The 16182-nt window shown below is 69.7% G+C and carries 16 protein-coding genes and 3 pseudogenes; 9 read left to right on the top strand and 10 right to left on the bottom strand.

The window, feature by feature from the left end; all coding sequences use genetic code 11:
- Positions 1 to 33: 33 nt before the first annotated feature.
- Positions 34 to 375 carry a winged helix-turn-helix transcriptional regulator gene (locus ACGFNK_RS18420; protein ID WP_393417037.1) on the bottom strand — a complete coding sequence of 114 codons (342 nt, stop codon included), beginning with the start codon at positions 373 to 375 and terminating at the stop codon, positions 34 to 36.
- Positions 376 to 438: 63 nt separating this feature from the next.
- Here ACGFNK_RS18420 and ACGFNK_RS18415 point away from each other — a divergent pair, with 63 nt between their 5' ends.
- Positions 439 to 1281, top strand: coding sequence for an SDR family oxidoreductase (locus ACGFNK_RS18415; protein WP_393417035.1), 843 nt, complete (start codon positions 439 to 441; stop codon positions 1279 to 1281).
- 332 nt (positions 1282 to 1613) lie between these two features.
- Here ACGFNK_RS18415 and ACGFNK_RS18410 read toward each other — a convergent pair whose 3' ends face one another.
- Positions 1614 to 3350, bottom strand: coding sequence for a S8 family serine peptidase (locus ACGFNK_RS18410; protein WP_393417033.1), 1737 nt, complete (start codon positions 3348 to 3350; stop codon positions 1614 to 1616).
- Positions 3351 to 3494: 144 nt separating this feature from the next.
- A complete protein-coding gene (locus ACGFNK_RS18405) occupies positions 3495 to 3959 on the bottom strand; it encodes a hypothetical protein (RefSeq protein WP_393417031.1) in 465 nt (154 codons plus the stop codon).
- 400 nt (positions 3960 to 4359) lie between these two features.
- Between ACGFNK_RS18405 and ACGFNK_RS18400 the strand changes: the two genes are divergently transcribed.
- Entirely contained in the window at positions 4360 to 4800 is a 441-nt protein-coding gene (locus ACGFNK_RS18400; RefSeq protein ID WP_393417029.1) for a MarR family transcriptional regulator, read from the top strand.
- 337 nt (positions 4801 to 5137) lie between these two features.
- Here the strand turns inward: ACGFNK_RS18400 and ACGFNK_RS18395 are convergent, their stop codons facing one another.
- Positions 5138 to 5515, bottom strand: a complete 378-nt coding sequence (locus ACGFNK_RS18395) for a DUF6223 family protein (protein ID WP_393417027.1) — start codon at positions 5513 to 5515, stop codon at positions 5138 to 5140.
- Between the two features lie 240 nt (positions 5516 to 5755).
- On the opposite strand from ACGFNK_RS18395, the gene ACGFNK_RS18390 reads away from it, so the two are divergent.
- Together ACGFNK_RS18390 and ACGFNK_RS18385 are read left to right on the top strand one after the other, a co-directional pair.
- Positions 5756 to 6883: a sensor histidine kinase gene (locus tag ACGFNK_RS18390; protein WP_393417025.1), complete on the top strand. Its 1128-nt coding sequence runs from the start codon at positions 5756 to 5758 to the stop codon at positions 6881 to 6883.
- Positions 6880 to 7542 carry a response regulator gene (locus ACGFNK_RS18385; protein ID WP_393417023.1) on the top strand — a complete coding sequence of 221 codons (663 nt, stop codon included), beginning with the start codon at positions 6880 to 6882 and terminating at the stop codon, positions 7540 to 7542. The genes ACGFNK_RS18390 and ACGFNK_RS18385 overlap by 4 nt, the downstream gene beginning before the upstream one ends.
- 479 nt (positions 7543 to 8021) lie before the next feature.
- Here the strand turns inward: ACGFNK_RS18385 and ACGFNK_RS18380 are convergent.
- The 4 genes and pseudogenes from ACGFNK_RS18380 to ACGFNK_RS18365 form a co-directional block, all read right to left on the bottom strand.
- A pseudogene (locus ACGFNK_RS18380) lies at positions 8022 to 8177 on the bottom strand (IS256 family transposase); the annotation flags it as partial.
- A gap of 8 nt (positions 8178 to 8185) precedes the next feature.
- Positions 8186 to 8311 (bottom strand): annotated as a pseudogene (locus tag ACGFNK_RS18375) (IS256 family transposase); the annotation flags it as partial.
- A gap of 71 nt (positions 8312 to 8382) precedes the next feature.
- A complete protein-coding gene (locus ACGFNK_RS18370; protein ID WP_393417021.1) occupies positions 8383 to 9330 on the bottom strand; it encodes a ribosome-inactivating family protein in 948 nt (315 codons plus the stop codon).
- Positions 9331 to 9865: 535 nt separating this feature from the next.
- The gene (locus ACGFNK_RS18365; protein WP_393417019.1) at positions 9866 to 10201 is read right to left on the bottom strand and encodes a hypothetical protein; all 336 of its coding nucleotides are present in this window, start codon (positions 10199 to 10201) and stop codon (positions 9866 to 9868) included.
- A gap of 322 nt (positions 10202 to 10523) precedes the next feature.
- Between ACGFNK_RS18365 and ACGFNK_RS18360 the strand changes: the two are divergent.
- Positions 10524 to 11062: pseudogene (locus ACGFNK_RS18360) on the top strand (transposase); the annotation flags it as partial.
- A 90-nt stretch (positions 11063 to 11152) separates the two neighbouring features.
- Here ACGFNK_RS18360 and ACGFNK_RS18355 read toward each other — a convergent pair.
- Positions 11153 to 11686 carry a hypothetical protein gene (locus ACGFNK_RS18355; protein WP_393417017.1) on the bottom strand — a complete coding sequence of 178 codons (534 nt, stop codon included), beginning with the start codon at positions 11684 to 11686 and terminating at the stop codon, positions 11153 to 11155.
- 337 nt (positions 11687 to 12023) lie between these two features.
- Entirely contained in the window at positions 12024 to 12632 is a 609-nt protein-coding gene (locus ACGFNK_RS18350) for a YdeI family protein (protein WP_393417015.1), read from the bottom strand.
- Between the two features lie 96 nt (positions 12633 to 12728).
- Here ACGFNK_RS18350 and ACGFNK_RS18345 point away from each other — a divergent pair, with 96 nt between their 5' ends.
- The 4 genes from ACGFNK_RS18345 to ACGFNK_RS18330 form a co-directional block, all read left to right on the top strand.
- The gene (locus tag ACGFNK_RS18345) at positions 12729 to 13244 is read left to right on the top strand and encodes a transposase family protein (RefSeq protein ID WP_393417013.1); all 516 of its coding nucleotides are present in this window, start codon (positions 12729 to 12731) and stop codon (positions 13242 to 13244) included.
- 54 nt (positions 13245 to 13298) lie between these two features.
- Positions 13299 to 13466, top strand: coding sequence for a hypothetical protein (locus ACGFNK_RS18340; RefSeq protein WP_393417011.1), 168 nt, complete (start codon positions 13299 to 13301; stop codon positions 13464 to 13466).
- A 263-nt stretch (positions 13467 to 13729) separates the two neighbouring features.
- Positions 13730 to 15520 carry a DUF2207 domain-containing protein gene (locus tag ACGFNK_RS18335; RefSeq protein WP_393417009.1) on the top strand — a complete coding sequence of 597 codons (1791 nt, stop codon included), beginning with the start codon at positions 13730 to 13732 and terminating at the stop codon, positions 15518 to 15520.
- A gap of 273 nt (positions 15521 to 15793) precedes the next feature.
- A partial coding sequence (locus tag ACGFNK_RS18330; RefSeq protein WP_393417007.1) for a transposase domain-containing protein occupies positions 15794 to 16182 on the top strand: 389 nt, incomplete at its 3' end.

Below are 16182 nucleotides of genomic sequence, written 5' to 3'. Positions count from 1 at the left end.
GCTCGGCGTGAGCGCGTCGCACCGGCGGCAGAGTCAGTTGATGGGGTCGGGCTCGGGCTCGGGGTCGGGGACCGCTTGAGCCCAGGCGCCCATGGCGTTGAGGACGTCGCGCAACCCCTCGCCGAGGGGGGTGAGCTGGTATTCGACGCGTGGAGGGATCTCCGCGTAGGCGGTTCGGATGACGATGCCGTGGGTCTCGAACTGGCGCAGCCGGCTGGTCAGGGTGTGCGGGCTGATGCCGGGCAGGGCCTCGCGCAGCTCGGTGAAGCGGTGGGGGCCGCGCAGGAGCTCGCGCACGATCAAGGTGGCCCACGGGCCGTTGAGCAGGGCGAGGAACCGGGCGACACCGCACTCCGGGAGGCATGGATCGGACATTTTTCGAGAGTAGCCCATTAGTGCAGTTGATGTAACTGGTGCATCACATGCACTAATTGGCCCATGACCTACGTGATTCACGGCGCCACCGGCGCCCAGGGTGCCCCCGTCGTCTCCGCCCTCGCCGCCGCGGGCAAGTCCGTGACCGCTGTGACCCGCAACGAGCACGCCGTCGTGGACGGCGCACGCGTCGTGGCAGCCGCCTACTCCTCTCGCGCTGACCTGACCGACGCCTACCGCGGTGCCGCAGGGGTGTTCGTCCACCTGCCGGTCACCTCGGAAGAGGACCGCCAGATCTTCGCGGGCAACATCCTCACCGCCGTCCGTGCGGCCCGGCCGACCCGCGTGGTGTTCTCCACCAGCGGTTTCCCCATCGATCGCGCCATCGGCGGAGCTGCCGCGACACTGGCTGCCGGTCTGGCCGGCAGTGGCGTGTCCCATGCGGTGATCGCACCCGAGCTGTACCTGGAGAACCTGCTCATGCCCTACGTCATCGACTCGGTCCGTGAGCGTGGTGTGCTGCCCTACGCGATCCGGGCCGACTTCCCCGTCTCCTGGGCCTCCCACCTGGACATCGCCGATGTCGCCGTCGCTCTGTTCGAGCGCACGGACGTCACCGGTGCGGTCTCCGTCGGCCAGGACCCGGCGATCACGGGGCCGGACCTGGCCGAGGCGTTCGGCGCCAGGCTCGGCCGGGACGTGGTCTTCGAGCCGATCACCCCGGAGGAGATGCGCACCTCGATCGCGCCCCTGATCGGGGAGGGCGCAGCCGCTGATATCGCGGGGGCCTACCAGGCGATGAGCACCATGCAGGGCCGCGCGATCGCACCGGAGACCTCCGCCCAGAAGCTGCTGGGCGTCACTCCCCGGACCACGAGCCAGTGGCTGGCCGACATCGGCGTCTGACCGTCATCACCGCCAGCTTCGACCGGGTTTGGCAGGCAGCAGGTGTGGCAGGGCGCTCAGTCCCGCGGGCGGCCTGCCGCGCCATCCAGAGCAGCCGACCGCCCACGCCAAGAGGACGGTGCGGGCGTAGAGGACTGACTGCACGGGGCGTACCTTCACACATCACGTGGTGTGCTGAGGGTGCCTCCGGGTCTTGTCGGACACCTCGCCGCGACCCGGAACTGCGAGGCTCGCCCTGAGATCCACAAGAACCCGACCGGCGCCCGTCCTTCAGGGGCGGGCGCCGCTCGGGGATCTCGCAGTGGGACGTGGCCTGGCTATGCCCAACCGGGCTAACCGGTCAGGGTCGGGACGTAGGGGGACAGGGCCGGGGCGAGTTGTACGCCGGGGGCCAGGCCCAGGGCGACGAGGGCGTCCGGCAGGCCGCGGCCGACGCGGGCGGCCTGCGCGGTGCCCGGGGCGGCCAGCTGGCGGCAGCTGGCGGAGATGATGTCGAACAGGTGCTGCACCCGGCCGGGTCCGCGGGGCAGCAGCTGGCCGTGGAAGTCCTCGTGGTGGGCGAGTACGAGGGCGGCGAGACCGGCGACGTGAGCCGAGGCCGTGCCGGTGCCGTCGAGGGCGGTGTATCCGCCCTGCGCCGAGCACGACAGGACGGCCACGCCGGGAGCGACCGCGTCGATGCCCGGGCCGTAGCAGCTGAACGGCGCAGCGAAGAGCCCTTCTGGTGTCAGCTGCGGGCCTGCATGGGTGGCCTGGGAGGTGTCCTGCGGGTACGAGCCGAAGACTCCCAGCGCGCCCACGGCGTACACGGTCGGCAGCGAGGCGGGAAAGGCGACCGGTCCGCCCGTGTCGCCCGCCGGAGCGACGCAGGCGATGCCCGCAGCGTTGGCATCGGCAAGCTTGCGGGAGACCAGCGCCGACGCATACGGGGCCGCCACCCCGATGTGGGCGACATCGACCTCCTGGTCGATGCAGCGGTCCAGCGCGGAGATAAGGTCACTGAAGCAGCCGCCGGGCTGCACCTGACAGACCTCGAGCTCGGCGTCGACCGCGATGCCGATGACGCCCTTGCCGGTGTCCGCTCCGGCGATGACGCCCGCCGCATGGGTACCGGTGCCGACCCTGTCCTGGGCCCAGCCCTGCTGCAGACCGCGGACGAAATCGACCCCGGAGCGCGCCCGTTGCTTCAGATCGGGGTGCTCGGAGGCGACCCCCGAACCGATGACTGCGACCCTGATGCCGAAGGCGCGGAACGTGGGAGGCAGCCGGTCCAGCCGCATGGCCTGCTGGCCCCAGCCGTACTCTTGCCTCTCGTCCAGCCCCGGGTACACCTTGTCCAGTGGTGTGAGGGTGACCAGGTTCTCCCGGGCCACCGACAGGTCGGGGCGGTTGATCCAGCGGTCCGCATAGCCGCCCGCAGGCCGGACGTAGAGGGACTGCACGGACTCTGCGGTCTCCGTGGCCAGCGTGACGGTGACCGTCCCGTCGGCGCCGGTGATGCCCTGCCCCGGCCAGGACGACCCGATCAGGAACACCCCAGCGCCGGCAAGCGGTTCGCCCTCCGGGCCACAGACGCGCAGCGAGATCTCCACGGGTTGTTCGAGCGGCGCGACCAGCGCAGGATCGCGCAGCGGCAGGATCCCCGCGGTCGGCGTGGCGGCGGGTCCGGTGCCGGACAACGGCAGGTCCGGCTCGATGTGTACGTGCAGCGACCGCATCGCCGGCACTTGGGCCTCGGCCGCCTCGACGACCGCGATTTCCGGGCAGGAGGAGGGCAGCCCGGCCGATTGGAGCTTGTCTGAAGGCTGGAGCCTGCGTGCCACCCTGACTTCGGGCATGCGCTCCAGCCGGTCGCACACCGCCTCCATGCTGAGCTCGGACACTCCTGGCGGGAGCAGATGCTGCGGCAGCGGTGCCACCATGTATCGCTCCCTGCGCGGCTGCACGGCGAGCGATGCCGGCGCGCCCTTCTTGCCGGGCTCCGCTGCCCTGCCCTCGGGGCCGGGCCCACCCGCACTGGCCCCCTCGGGTCCGCTCTCGTGGCTGTTTCCGGGCCTTTCCTTCACCATCACGTCCACCTTCACCACGCCTATGTCGTCACACCGATGTCGTCCTTGTGCTCCTGATCCGGCGATAGGGCGGCTCGCTCCTGCACGCTGATGCGGTGTGCCCGGAAAACCGCTCCGGGCACACCGCATCGTGCCGCCCTCAGGTCAGCCGATACCGAACGGCTGACCCATCTGGCCGAAGCCGAAGCCGGGCTGCTGGTACTGCTGGCCGTAGGGCTGCTGGCCCATCTGGCCGAACCCACCGCTCCACTGCTGCTGGCCCTGCTGGCCCTGCTGACCCTGCTGGCTCTGCTGGAGCAGCGCCACGATCGCGGTCGGCAGCGCCTGCTGCACGGACTGCTCCACTGCGTGCCGGATGCCCGCGTGCAGCGAACGGTGCAGCGCGAGCGCCAGGTACGGGTGGGCCTGCTGGGCCATGCCCTGCTGCTGGAGCTGCTGCTGGATCTGCTGGATCTGCTGGAACGTCTGCTGCACCTGCTGCGCGACCTGCTGGGCCGTCTGCTGGCACGCCTGCTGGATGGTCTGCTGGACCAGCTGGGCGATCTGCTGCGAGCCGCCGACCTGCGCGCCGGCCTGCTGCATGGGTTGAGTACCGGTCATCACCGACATGAATGCTCCATTCGATGCCACCAAAGGGGGAAACCGACATAAGAAGTATGTCGGCTCTGTCACATAACGTGACGACCTTGAACCTAAGTCGGCGCCGACTCGGCCGCAAACGGAAGACCGGCTCCTGGGGGAGGAATCCCTCGACTGGACCGCCGACCAGCACACACATGCATGGCCGCGTCGCGCTTGGGGTGGTCGAGGGCGGTCAGGGTGCCAGGCGAGGAAGCGGGACATCTTCCGTTTGACCTGGCGGATCAGCACGCGTAGGCGACGTGGCGGATCGAGTTCTTGGGCCAACTCGTGGGCGAGGTTGGCCAGTTCAGCGGCGAGGTGGTGAGGGGGGAAAGCGCCGGCGAACGTGGTGACGCTGCGGCGGGCTGCGCGAAGGGCTGCGGCGAAGGTGATCGGAGCCGAGTTCGCGCAACGCAACAGCCTGCACCCGACCGATCTGCGTGCCCTGATCTGCCTGTTGGATGCCGCTCGGGCGCACGTGCTGGCGACGCCCGGCCGGCTCGGGCGGCAGCTCGGCCTGAACTCTGCGGGCACCACGGCCCTTGTCGACCGGCTCGAGAAGCTCGGCCACGTGCGGCGCACACGAGACAGCCGCGACCGACGCCGTGTTCTGCTCGAGGTTGATGAACGGGCAGTCGCCCTCGAACAGTCGTTCTTCGGACCGCTGATCACGGAGGTCGTCGCTGCGACGCGGACCTTCTCCGACACGGAGCTGGCAACAATCCAGCGCTTTCTACTGAACGTGCACGAGGTCGTCGCCGCACAGCGAGACCCTTCGCGCCTGCCCACCCGAAGTCCCGTGCCGCAGAAGAAGCGAGGGCCTCAATGACCTGTTTGTGACGACAGGGCCCCGCATCCCGGGCAGACGGCGCCAACCGCGGTGCACTGCGCGTCAACGCGCTATCTACGTCCACCGACACCGTGACGTTCGCGATCGACGGGAACAACAGCTCCTCCAGCCGGATCACAACCTCTTCAGCGGCCCAGACGGTGTGCCCAACCGCCTTGACCACGGCCGACTTTCGGGTGACCTCGGATGCCGCCCCGGACACGCCCAGCCGTCACTCAGAGTGGTTCCTGCACGGAAGTTGTGCCAGAACCTGACGACGGACCGCGCCTCTTCGCCAGTTCAGGCGGGCGCGAATGCGTGCCCGTATCCGTCGCCGTCAGCCGGTGCGTTGAGCGCGGGTCAGAGTCAGGCCGCCGAGAGCCAGGGCGATCAGGCCGAGTGCCAGGGCTATGGCGCCGGCGATTACTCCATTGCCGGTGCCGGGGCCACCGTCGGCGACGGCCAGGTTCACTACGCCCATGGCCAGGCCGACCAGTCCCGCCGCCAGGGCCATAAGGGCCCTGTTCCGCCTGTTGCCGATGGCGGAACGATCGGTGGAGCGGGCCAGAGCCAGTCCGCCGATGACCACGCCGGCCAGTGCCACGACGGCGGCTGTGGTGCCCACCAGTCGCCCGGAGGTCAGGCCGGTGGCGGCAGCCGACTGGACTGCGATGTGCACGGCTGCCGGTGCGGCAAGCACGGATTGGACTGCCATGAGGGGCCTCCTTGTCGCCCGCGATTCGATGTCGCCTCAGTGCGATTCGATGTCGGCCCAGCATGTCCATCGGCCCCGCCGTCAGTCGTCCAGCGGACGCAGACAGTTCGCGCTGCTGCCGGTGGTTCATGCGCCTGCTGCGGGTGCGGCAGACGACAGGCCTGTACCGCGGGCGCGGTAGTCGGCCGCTCGTTCGTGAGCGGGACTCACCCGTAGTGGCGTCACGGCTAGGGTGCGCGTATGGACAGAGGGCGATTTGGTGTCCCGGCCGGTGTCTGGGACTGGGTGGTCGCCGTCGGCGTGGCGGCGCTGCTGGTGGGCACCGGGCTGTCCGGTGAGAGCTCCACGGCGAAGGGCACCCTGCTCGGCTATGCGCTGCTGGCGGGCAGCGGGCTGGCGTTGGCCGCCGGCCGCCGGGCTCCGCTTCTGATCCTGGGCGTTACCGGGCTGTGTGCGGTGGGGTATCAGGCGGCCGGGTTCGACGTGCTCGCCGTCTCTTATCTGGTCGCGGTGTACGGCGCGGTGCGGGCCGGGCACCGCGCCGTCACCGTAGCGGTGTCCCTCGCCACGGTGGTCGCTCTCCACGTCACGGCGCTGGTGTTCCAGGACGAGCCGGTGCGCGAGGCGTTCGGGCGGGGCGGCGGCGTGCTCGAGATCGCCTGGCTGATCGCCGCCTTCGCCGCGGGGGAGGCGGTGCGGCAGGCCGAGCGGCGGGCGGAGGAGGCCGAGCGGACCCGGGAGGAGACCGCGCGGCGGCGCGCCGATGAGGAGCGGCTGCGCATCGCGCGGGAGCTGCACGATTCGCTCACTCATCAGATCTCGGTCATCAAGGTGCAGGCCGAAGTCGCGGTCCATGTGGCCCGCAGACTTGGCGAGCAGGTACCGGAAGCGATGCTGGCGATCCAGGAGGCCGGCCGTGAGGCCAGCCGGGAACTGCGCGCCACGCTTGAGGCGTTGCGCGACGACGACACGACCCCGCCGCGCGGGCTCGACGATGTTCCGGCACTGGTGGAAAGATCCCGGACGTTGGGCCTGGACGCCACGCTGACGATTGACGGGCGGCAGCACGACGTACCGACTGCGGTGGACCGTACCGTCTACCGGATCGTGCAGGAGGCCCTTACCAACGTCGCCCGGCACGCCGACGCCACCACCGCGGTGGTCCGCATCGACTGCCTTCCGGATTCCCTCGCCATACGCATCGACGACGACGGCAAGGCGACATCGGCCATCGCCCCCCTGCCCGGCCTCGGGCTACTCGGCATGCGCGAACGCGTCACCGCCCTCGGCGGCTGGCTACGCGCCGAACCACATGACGGGGGCGGCTTCACCGTCCAGGCGGAACTCCCCGTGGAACGGACGTCATGATCCGTGTCCTGTTGGTCGACGACCAGCCTCTCATTCGCAGCGGATTTCGCGCCCTTCTCGACCTCGAGGACGACATCGAGGTGGTGGCCGAGGCCGCCGACGGCAGCGAGGGCATGCAACTCGCCGAGGAGCACCTGCCCGACGTCGCGCTCATCGACATCCAGATGCCGGGCATCGACGGCATCGAGGCAACCCGGCGCATCGCCGCGGACCCGGCCCTGGCCGGAGTGCACGTGGTCATCCTGACCAACTACGGCCTGGACGAGTACGTCTTCAACGCCCTGCGCGCCGGCGCTGCCGGATTCCTCGTCAAGGACATCGTGCCGGAAGACTTCCTGCACGCCGTACGCGTCGCCGCTCGTGGCGACGCCCTGCTCGCGCCCTCGATCACCCGCAAGCTGATCAACCGGTACGTCACCCAGTCACTCCCCACCGACCCCGGCCCCGGGCTGGAGGAGCTGACCAGCCGCGAACGCGAGGCTGTTGTCCTGGTCGCGCGGGGTCTGTCGAATGACGAGATCGCCGGCAACATGGTGATCAGCCCGCTGACCGCGAAAACCCACATCAATCGGGCCATGGCCAAGCTCCAGGCCCGTGACCGGGCCCAACTCGTGGTCCTCGCTTACGAGTCTGGCTTAGTGACCCCACGCAACTCTTGACCGTGCGTCAGGCACGTCACCAGCTTCGTGTCGCCGCGCGTGCCCAGTGCGCACCGGGTGAGGCTGGACCCGGGGGATGTGGGGATTGGCGGCGGTGAGCCGGTTAAGGCGTGTGTGCCACCGCTGGTGCAGGGGCTGATCGCGGTCGTACCAGCTGGTGGCGGGCGCCGGCATCGCTCCGGCCTCGGCCGAGGCCGCACCCATCATCGAGACGCCCATGCCGCCGGTTACGCGCAAACCTTCAGCCGCGCCGACGACGCCGACTTGCGCCACTGGCTGCTGACAAGTCTGGAGATCGCTGGCGACCCCCGCGCGGAACGCTGCTGGCACCTGCTGGCCATCATCAACCGATGGCCCGTCGCGCCCAGCCTGGCACCGGTGTTCAGGGGTTCACAGAAGCCCTGCTCGCTCACACCCCGCAGCAGTCCCGCGTGCAGTAGCCCCACGCCTGACGGTCGCTCCGATCCTCGCGGCTTCGATCACGCCGCGAGGGTCTCGGAGCGTTCGACAAGGTGACCGCCCTCGAAGCGGGCTCCGGCGCGGACAAGGGCGACGAGATGGGGAGCGTTCACCGCTCGCCAGCGGGCCTGCGCGGACTCGACGAGCCTGAAGACCATGGCCAGGGCGGCGGCCCTCACTGATTTTTCGGGGACTTGCGGCACCACGGCGGCAGGATTGCCGAGGCGAACTGCTCGCGCTGACCCGTTGTCTCATCGACGCGCTTGTCGTTCACCCGCGGCGCCTTCACCTCGACCATCCCGGCCGCGGTCGTGCGGAGGGGCAGGCCACTTGCGCCGGGGCCTCGAGCATCTGGCAGCGGAATCGGGCGGCTCCCGCGCGTCACTGACTGTTCTGCAGAAGGCAGATGGCGAGGATCGCGGCCATCGCCGTCAGCGTGTTCGCGCCGAAGTCGATGCTCGATGTTGCGGGGTCGTCGACCTGGAAGTCGATGGGTGTTCCGTTCTCGAGGCTGGCGGCGAACTGCCGCGATGCCTCGCCCCAGCTGTTCATCAGCTCTGCGTCGGCAACGTTGACGACCGTCTCACCGGCGCCGTTGGAGCCGAAGGCCTGCCTGAAGTCCTGGTGCAGCGGCTCGAACCTCGCTGCTTCCGCGACCATCATGACGAACACCATCATCGACCGGGCTGCCGCGTTCACGCTGGCGTTCCCCCGCAGGTTCTGGTACGCCGCGTCCACCACCTGCTGATTGAGCCTCATGTTGGCCCGCGCCTGGCCGCCACGCCTCTCCAGGTCCCCGTAACTGCCCGTGAAGCCGAAGGTGCCGGAAGGCACCGCCGAGTCGGGGTCGGGGTCGTCGCCCTCGAAGTAGATGGGCGAAGCGCTGCCCCTTCCGTCCCTGACCTGGTAGCCGATGATGAACAGGTCCCGCGCCCGCACGATCAGGCGGACGTTGTTGCCGTCCGAACTCGAGGGCAGGTCGCTGGCCCGCAGGTCGATGGCGAAGATGTTCCTGGAGGAGGTGTCCAGAGTGGGGTCGGTCTGCAGCACCCCTTCCCGCAGCACCTTGCCGCCGGTCGCCCGTTGGCGTACGGCTTTGATCATGTCGTCGTACGCCTTTTCGCCGCCACTGATGTCCCAGGTGATGTCGTTGCCGTCATCGATGGCGCTGGCCTTCTCCTGGAACTGCGGTGCCACCAGGGCCGCACCACCCAGCAGCGTGGCAACGGCGAGGAAGAGCACCAGGAACTTCCTGGTCAGCCAGCGGGAACGGCGTTTGTGACCGGGGCCGCCGACCTGCTCGGCAGACGGGGTTTCTTTCATGGGCATGCCAATATCTCACTTCCTGTGATGACTCGTGGACGAGTCATGGACGTCTTCGAGGACGGTCGGCGCTCAGCACCGCGGAGCAGTCCGCAGAGCGATCGGACGTCCGGGTCGCTTGGGCCCCGCCCCGTTCGGCAAAGTCTTGTTCAAGGGGCCGGAATCCCGACAGAGGCAAACATCCCAACCCACCAGTATCGAGAGGTCGGGATCTGACCTGAACGGCTCCTGCGGTCGCCCCGGCCGACGGACCTGGAACAGCAGTCCCCGGAGGCCGAGACCATGAACAACACCGGGACCGCTGGCGCGCCGACCGCCTGGCCCCGCAACGCCGACGCGAGCCCGTTCACCACGCCGGGTCCGACCGTCGCCAACGACAGCCGTTCACCACGACGGCAAACGCTACTACTGAGGTTTCGGCCTAGGGTGACGGTGATCTCGCTGGTGGGTGTACCTCATTGTCATGCGGTATCCCGATGGGGGTGGCCTGACCGCGAAGCAGCGGGCCCGGCGGGAGCAAGTGCGGTCCGAGGCTGCCGAGTTATTCGCGCAAGGGGTGACACCGCCGCAGGTTCGCGCGGCGGTTACGGGTCTCACACAAGTCCGCTGGGCGGTCCGGGTGTCCGTCACGGATGAAGCCGGAGTGGCGGGCCTGGCTGGCGGCGGAGCTGGAGAAGGGGCCGGCCGCGCACGGCTGGACGGAGGACCAGCTGTGGCCCCTGGCCCGGGTGGCCACGGTGATCGCCCGGCGCGTGCTACCCGTTCCTGTCCACGGCGCCTCGGGCAGGAACTCCATGAGCGCCTCGAGCTGAGCGGCGCCCCAGACGGAGTGCCGCTCCGCCTCGAGCAGGAACTGGTCGCTGAATCCCTTTGTCATGATCACGAGCGTAGGGGGGCGAGACCCAACGACGGGTAGCCCGGGCTCCGTTCCCCCCGGTTACCGTCTTCATTGGCTCCGCGATGGGGCCTCCGGCCTTCGGGTCCGGCATGACTTCCCCCCTTGTTGTTCATGATCCGGGGGTGGTCCTACGTTGTTGAGGGGTCGGATGGGCTGTCGTTCGGTCCGGAGGATCCAATGGCCCCGGGCATGGCTTGGGGGTGGTTGCCTTGGATGGTTCCTGTGACACCTGGCCGCCCGCGGCCGCACGACGACTCGACCACTGATGAGGAGCTGCGAGCCCTCGGGTATCGCTGAGTAGGACCATGTTGGCGGGGTCGTCCAGAGCCAGTACACCGGCACCGCCGGGAGGATCGAGAACGCGCAGGTCGCCGTCTACCTCGTCTACGCAGGTCACCGCGGACATGCGGCGGTCGACGGGAGCTGTATGTCCCGCGCTCGTGGACGTGCGACCCGGACCGCTGCCGGGCCGCGGGCCTGGACGAGGACACCGTCTTCGCGACGAAGCCGGAGCTGGCCGCCCGCATGATCGGACGGTTCCTTGACGCCGGGCACCGCGCGGGCCGGGTCGCGGGCGACGAGGTCTACGGCGGCAGCCCGAAGCTGCGCTCCGCGCTGGAAGAGCGCCAGGTCGGCTACGTTCTCGCCGTTGCCTGCTCCCATGAAGTCACTACCGATGCCGGGAAGTTCCGCGCGGATGTGCCAGCCGCGAAGGTGCCCAGGCAAGCCTGGCAGAAGCTGTCGGCAGGGACCGGCGCGAAGGGCTACCGCTTCTACGACTGGGCCGTCATCGAGCTGGCCGGACCCGGCCCCGGCAGCCACCAGTTGCTGCTGGTCCGACCGGCGACGCCGCCACCAGGCCCGAGCCCAGGTAAGCCACTACCGGCGACAAGCCGCACAGCCATGAAGATCACGAACTGCGATGGACTGTCAGTGATCGTCCAACTCAACGAACTGGCTCACCCATGCCCTGAACCGATCGTCAGACTTCTTTCGCCCGGTCCAGAGCGCGTGCAGGTCCTCCGGTGACTCAAGGCCGAAATTCTGGTTCAACCAGGCGAGGAACTCATGGTGGCCATCGCTGTGTTCCTCAACGTCTCCAGAGGCAAGAAACCCGAAGTCAGCGACAGGCTCGCTGTCGATGGCCAGAAGCTGGAACAGCTCCATCAGGTTTCGCGCGATCACATAGAGATGCCCTTCATCGCCGACCAAGACGACGGGCAGAGTGGCAAGGTCGGTCCGATCGTCGCACCGCCACAGCGCGTAGTCGGAGCCGGAGCCGTTGGCCTGCGCGAAGGGGATGAACCGGCTCAGGAACTCCGGATGCTCCGACCAGGTGTGGAGGCCAGCGTCTGCGCCGTACTCGCGCAGCTCGAAACCCTCCGAGTAGTAGACCGGACCGATCCGGCGCTCGAACTCCTTGAGCAGGTTCAGCTCCGGGATTGGCGAGTACGCCTCGCTCATGTGGCCTCCTTGCTGGCCGGGACGCCTGGCGCAGTTGCGGACGTCTTGCACTGGCCAGGTGATGCTATCCACGCCGGGGACAACTGGGCAGCGCCGCCAACAATCGTGCGCTCTCCACTGCCACTACCAACGACGACAAGCCACTCGTCGATGAAGGTCACGATCCACAGCTGGAGTATCAAGGCGTGTCGTGAGGGGTCTTCGATCTTGAGCGGTGCGCCTGCTCAGGGCCTTTGGCGTTTCGTTACGCTCGGTGAGGGCATTTGGTGGCTGCTGCCGGGGCCGCAGGCGCGCCGGGACCCCAGGGCACCACACGGCCATGGTCCCCTTTCCGTGACTACGGGTACAGCTTCTCGCCCTTCGCCAGCATCGCTACGTACTTCTCGATCCGGCGCGCCCGGGTCTCGGCCTTCTTGGCGTCCTGGATCCGGTACAGGATCGCGTAGCGGTTCTGCCGGTCCAGTGTCTCGAAGAACTCCGCCGCGCCCGGGTCGGCGGTCAGGGCCGCCGCGAGGTCGTCCGGCACCGTGGCGGTCTTCGCACCGTCGTAGGCCGCCTCCCAGCGGCCGTCCGCCTTGGCGCGGTCGACCTCGGCCTGCCCCGGCGGACGCATCCGGCCCTGCTCGATCAGGGCGGCCACCTTGTCCCGGTTGATCTTGGACCACTTGCTGCGCGGCTTGCGCGGGGTGAACCGCTGGAGCCACCACTGGTCGTCGAACTTGCCCTTCTGGCCGTCGATCCAGCCGTAGCAGAGCGCCACGTCGAGCGCCTGGGCGTAGTCCAGCGCGACGATTCCGGGGCCCTTCTTACGAAGCTTGAGCCAGATGCCCGGCGAGACGACGTGGTTCTCACCGAGCCATGCCTCGAACGCCTCGGCGGATTCGAATGCGACGATCTCCAAGTCCTGAGTCACCCCAGCAGCGAACCACACCCGGCCGATTGTCATGACGCATTCGGGCACGGCCCCGGATGCAGGATGCCCGTGGACCTGCGTGATCATCTCTGTTCTCGACGCAGAACGATTCATGCAGGAGCCGCGAGCTTGCTCAACGATACGACGTTGCTGCTCGACCTCGACGGGGTGTCCGTCGCGCGGGTTGAGCGGCTGGCCGACGGAAGGCGCCGAGTTCACCTGGTCACGGCCGACGAGAGGGCCAGGGCCTGCCCGGCCTGCGGGGTTTTCGCCACCCGGGTGAAGGGCTCGGCGGTGACCCGGCCGCGCGATCTCCCTTACGGCGAGAGCGGATTGGAGTTCCGCTGGCACAAGCGCCGCTGGTGGTGCCGCGAGGCCGACTGCCCTCGCCAATCCTTCACCGAGCAGATCCCGCAGATCCCGGCCGGTGCCAGACTGACCGCCCGGCTGCGGGGTGCGGCCGGGCGCCGCATACGGGATGCCGGCTCCACGGTCATCCAGGCCGCGCGGGATCTGCATCTGTCCTGGCCGACCGCGATGGGACGCTACTGCCCCCAGCCCCCCGGCCGGTGCCCATGGGCGGGGCAGGCAGGGCAGCCGAAGACCGGCATCGGCTCAGGCCCAGGTAGCCGCTCGCTGGCGTGAAGACCTCGGGACGCCGGGAGCGGGCGTCCGTCGGGTGGCCGATGAGCGCACTTGGTGCCCGAGCTGGCCGCGTTCGCCGAGGAGCACAAGGACTGGTTACAGGTCTTCCAGATGCCTTCCAGCTCAACGGAGTTGAGCGCCACCGAGGGGATCTGGTCGCTGCTCATGCGGCATCTGGCCGGACTTCGCCGCCGCCGATCTGGCACTCCTCACCCCGCGTGATCAAGCACCGCTGCCGGGATGTGAGCAGGCCGCGTTGCTCCGGGGGGCGTGTAGCCGGGCGGAGCGTGCACAGGGTCGGTTGCCGGCCCGCACCTCGACCGCCCCCTGTCCCGTTACTGAAGCCGGTCTGCTCAGCCTCGGCTCGGTCTCGGCGACGGATGGATCGCGGACGCCGAACTGCGGTTTCTCGCACCTCTGTTGCGTAATGCGTGGCCTGTATCGTCCTCCCCTGACGGTGATGTGTGACGGTGAGGGGGGCCCGGGTGAGGGCCAGGTCGGTGGGGTGGCGGAGGCGGCGGGATGCCGTTCTGCTGCTCGTGGGCGCGGTGTTGGTGGGGCTGGTCGGGCTGCTGGGCGCGGTGCTCGGGGAGCCCGGGGAACGGATTGCCCGGATGTGGGTCGGCGCCGAGATACGTACCGACGGGACGGCCCGGATCACCGAGGTGATCGACTACGACTTCAACGGTGAGCAGCGGCACGGCATTTACCGTGATGTGCCCAGGGCGGATCCCGGAGACGTCAGCAAGGTATCCGTCACGGCGGACGGCGAGCCGGTGCCCTACCGCGTCGAGGACAGGGCGGGCACCCGGATTGTGATCGGTGATCCCGATGCGACGGTGACCGGGACCCACCGGTACCGGATCGAGTACACCCTGCCGCGCCTCGGGGACGAGGAGCGGCTGGCGTGGGATGCCGTCGGCACGAAGTGGGACGTGCCCGTCGGACACGTCGACGTGCATCTGGCCGCCCCGTTCGCCCTGCAAGAGCCGAGCTGCGTGTCGGGATCGTCCGGTTCACCCGAGGCCTGTGCGACGCAGCGGCAGCCCGTACCGGGGCAGCTGGACGTGGCGCAGGACGCGCTGGAGGCGCAAGAGGGTCTGACGCTGTACGCGAAGGTCGGAGATGCCGACGGGGGCGGCGCCGCGTCGCTGCCGAAGGCGCCCGGCGGACGGGCGGCTGCCGCCGAGGCCGGGGACGGCGTCGCGGCCGGGTGGCTGTGGGCCACGGGGATCGCCCTCGCCGCGACGGCTGTGGCCGCGGAGCTGGTGCGGCTGGCGGGGCGGGAGCGGGTCCAGGGGGCGGACGGCCGGACCCGGCGAATGGACGTTCGCCGGCTCGGCGCCTCTGTCACGCCATACGGCGAGCCGCCTGCGGGCATCGCTCCCGCGCACGCCGGCATCCTGCTCACCGACCGGGTGCGCCAGGAACACCTGGCGGCGTGGCTGCTGACCGCGGCGGCGGACGGGCATCTGACCATCAGCGGCAAGAAGAAGCCCGTGCTGCACCAGGCCGGCGAGCGGTCGGCCGGCGCCGCCGACCCGCTGACGGAGGAGGTGCTCCAGGCCGTGTTCGCCCGTAAGCCGCGCGTCCCGCTGGGCCAGTACAACGGGGCGTTCGCCATCGCCTGGAACCTGCTGCGGCACCGGCTCGAGGACTGGCGGCGCACGGGTGGCGACGGGCTGTGGGAGCCGTCCGGGGAGCGGCGCCGCCGGATCGCCCTGTGGGGCGGCGCGGTGGCCGCGGCCGCCGGAACGGTCGTCGTGGGGATCACGGCGACGGACGTGGCGGATCCGGGCGCGGACTGGCGGACGCCGCTGGCAGTCGGCGCGGCACTGGCCGGCGCCGGGCTCGCGGCCCTCGTGCGGTCCTGGGAACTGCGGGCACGCACCGTGCGCGGCTCCCACCTGTGGTGCCAGGCGGAGGCCTACCGGCGCCATCTGGCCGAACCCGGGCGGCACGGCTGGGAGAAGCGTGACGAGGACGAGATCGCGTGGGCCGTGGCCCTCGGCGAGGCCGAGGCATGGAGGGCCGCGGCGGCAGCGGCCGACGGGGCGAACGCGCATGCCTCCCGCACGCGGGCACGGACGGCCATACCCGGGGACGACGCGACGCTCCGGCCCCACCTCGCCACATACCTTCCGCTGGCGGCCGTGTCCGCCGCCACCGACCCGTCGTCCGGCGGCTCGGGTTCCTCGTCGGGCGGTTACAGCGGCGGAGGCGACAGCGGAGGAGCCGGCGGCGGAGACGGGGGCGGGGGCGGCGGCTCATGGTGACTACGGCGCACCCGGCCTGACCCCCACCACCCCGCCTCGTACAGCGCGTGCGCCGCGCGCCGCACCACGTCGCAGCGGTGCTGGGCGGCCACGGGCTGGAAGGTGACCGGGAGGCCGCCCCCGGCCGCGCCGATGCGGACGTCGCGGTCGGCTGCTGGGCCACATCGAACGGGTAGGTGAAGGGGACCAGCCGGGCCGGCGACGGTGACCTCTAGATGTCCTCTAGATGCAATGCCGTTGCTTTTGCTGTGGGCGTAGGCTGGTTGGGAGTGGGTGCCGGGGGTGGTGCGGGTGGCTGCAAGTGCGTCTGACTTATCGGGTCTTGGGCTGTTGACCTGGGTGTATCCGCCGGGGTTGGTGGACCGGGTGGTGGCCGCATGCGGACGTTCAGAGCAACGCAGGCGACTGCTTCCTGCGCGGTTGGTCGTGTATTTCGTATTGGGGCTGGCGCTGTTCTCGCCTGCTCCGTATCTCGAGGTCATGCGGCACCTGGTCGCGGGACTGCGGGGCCTGGGGCTGCTGGGTAACTGGCACGTTCCGGCGAAGTCCTCGCTGTTCAGGGCCCGCCAGCGGCTGGGTTCCGAGCCGTTGCAGGTGCTGTTCGCGGCGACCGCGAAGCCGATGGCCACCGAGTCGACCCCCGGTGCGTTCTGGCGGGGATT

It is taken from the genome of Streptomyces sp. NPDC048825 (genome assembly GCF_043198355.1).
GTDB classification, from domain to species: Bacteria; Actinomycetota; Actinomycetes; order Streptomycetales; family Streptomycetaceae; genus Streptomyces; species Streptomyces xiangluensis.
The sequence above is the reverse complement of the archived record's forward strand: the minus strand, read 5'-3'. Positions and strand labels throughout refer to the sequence as shown.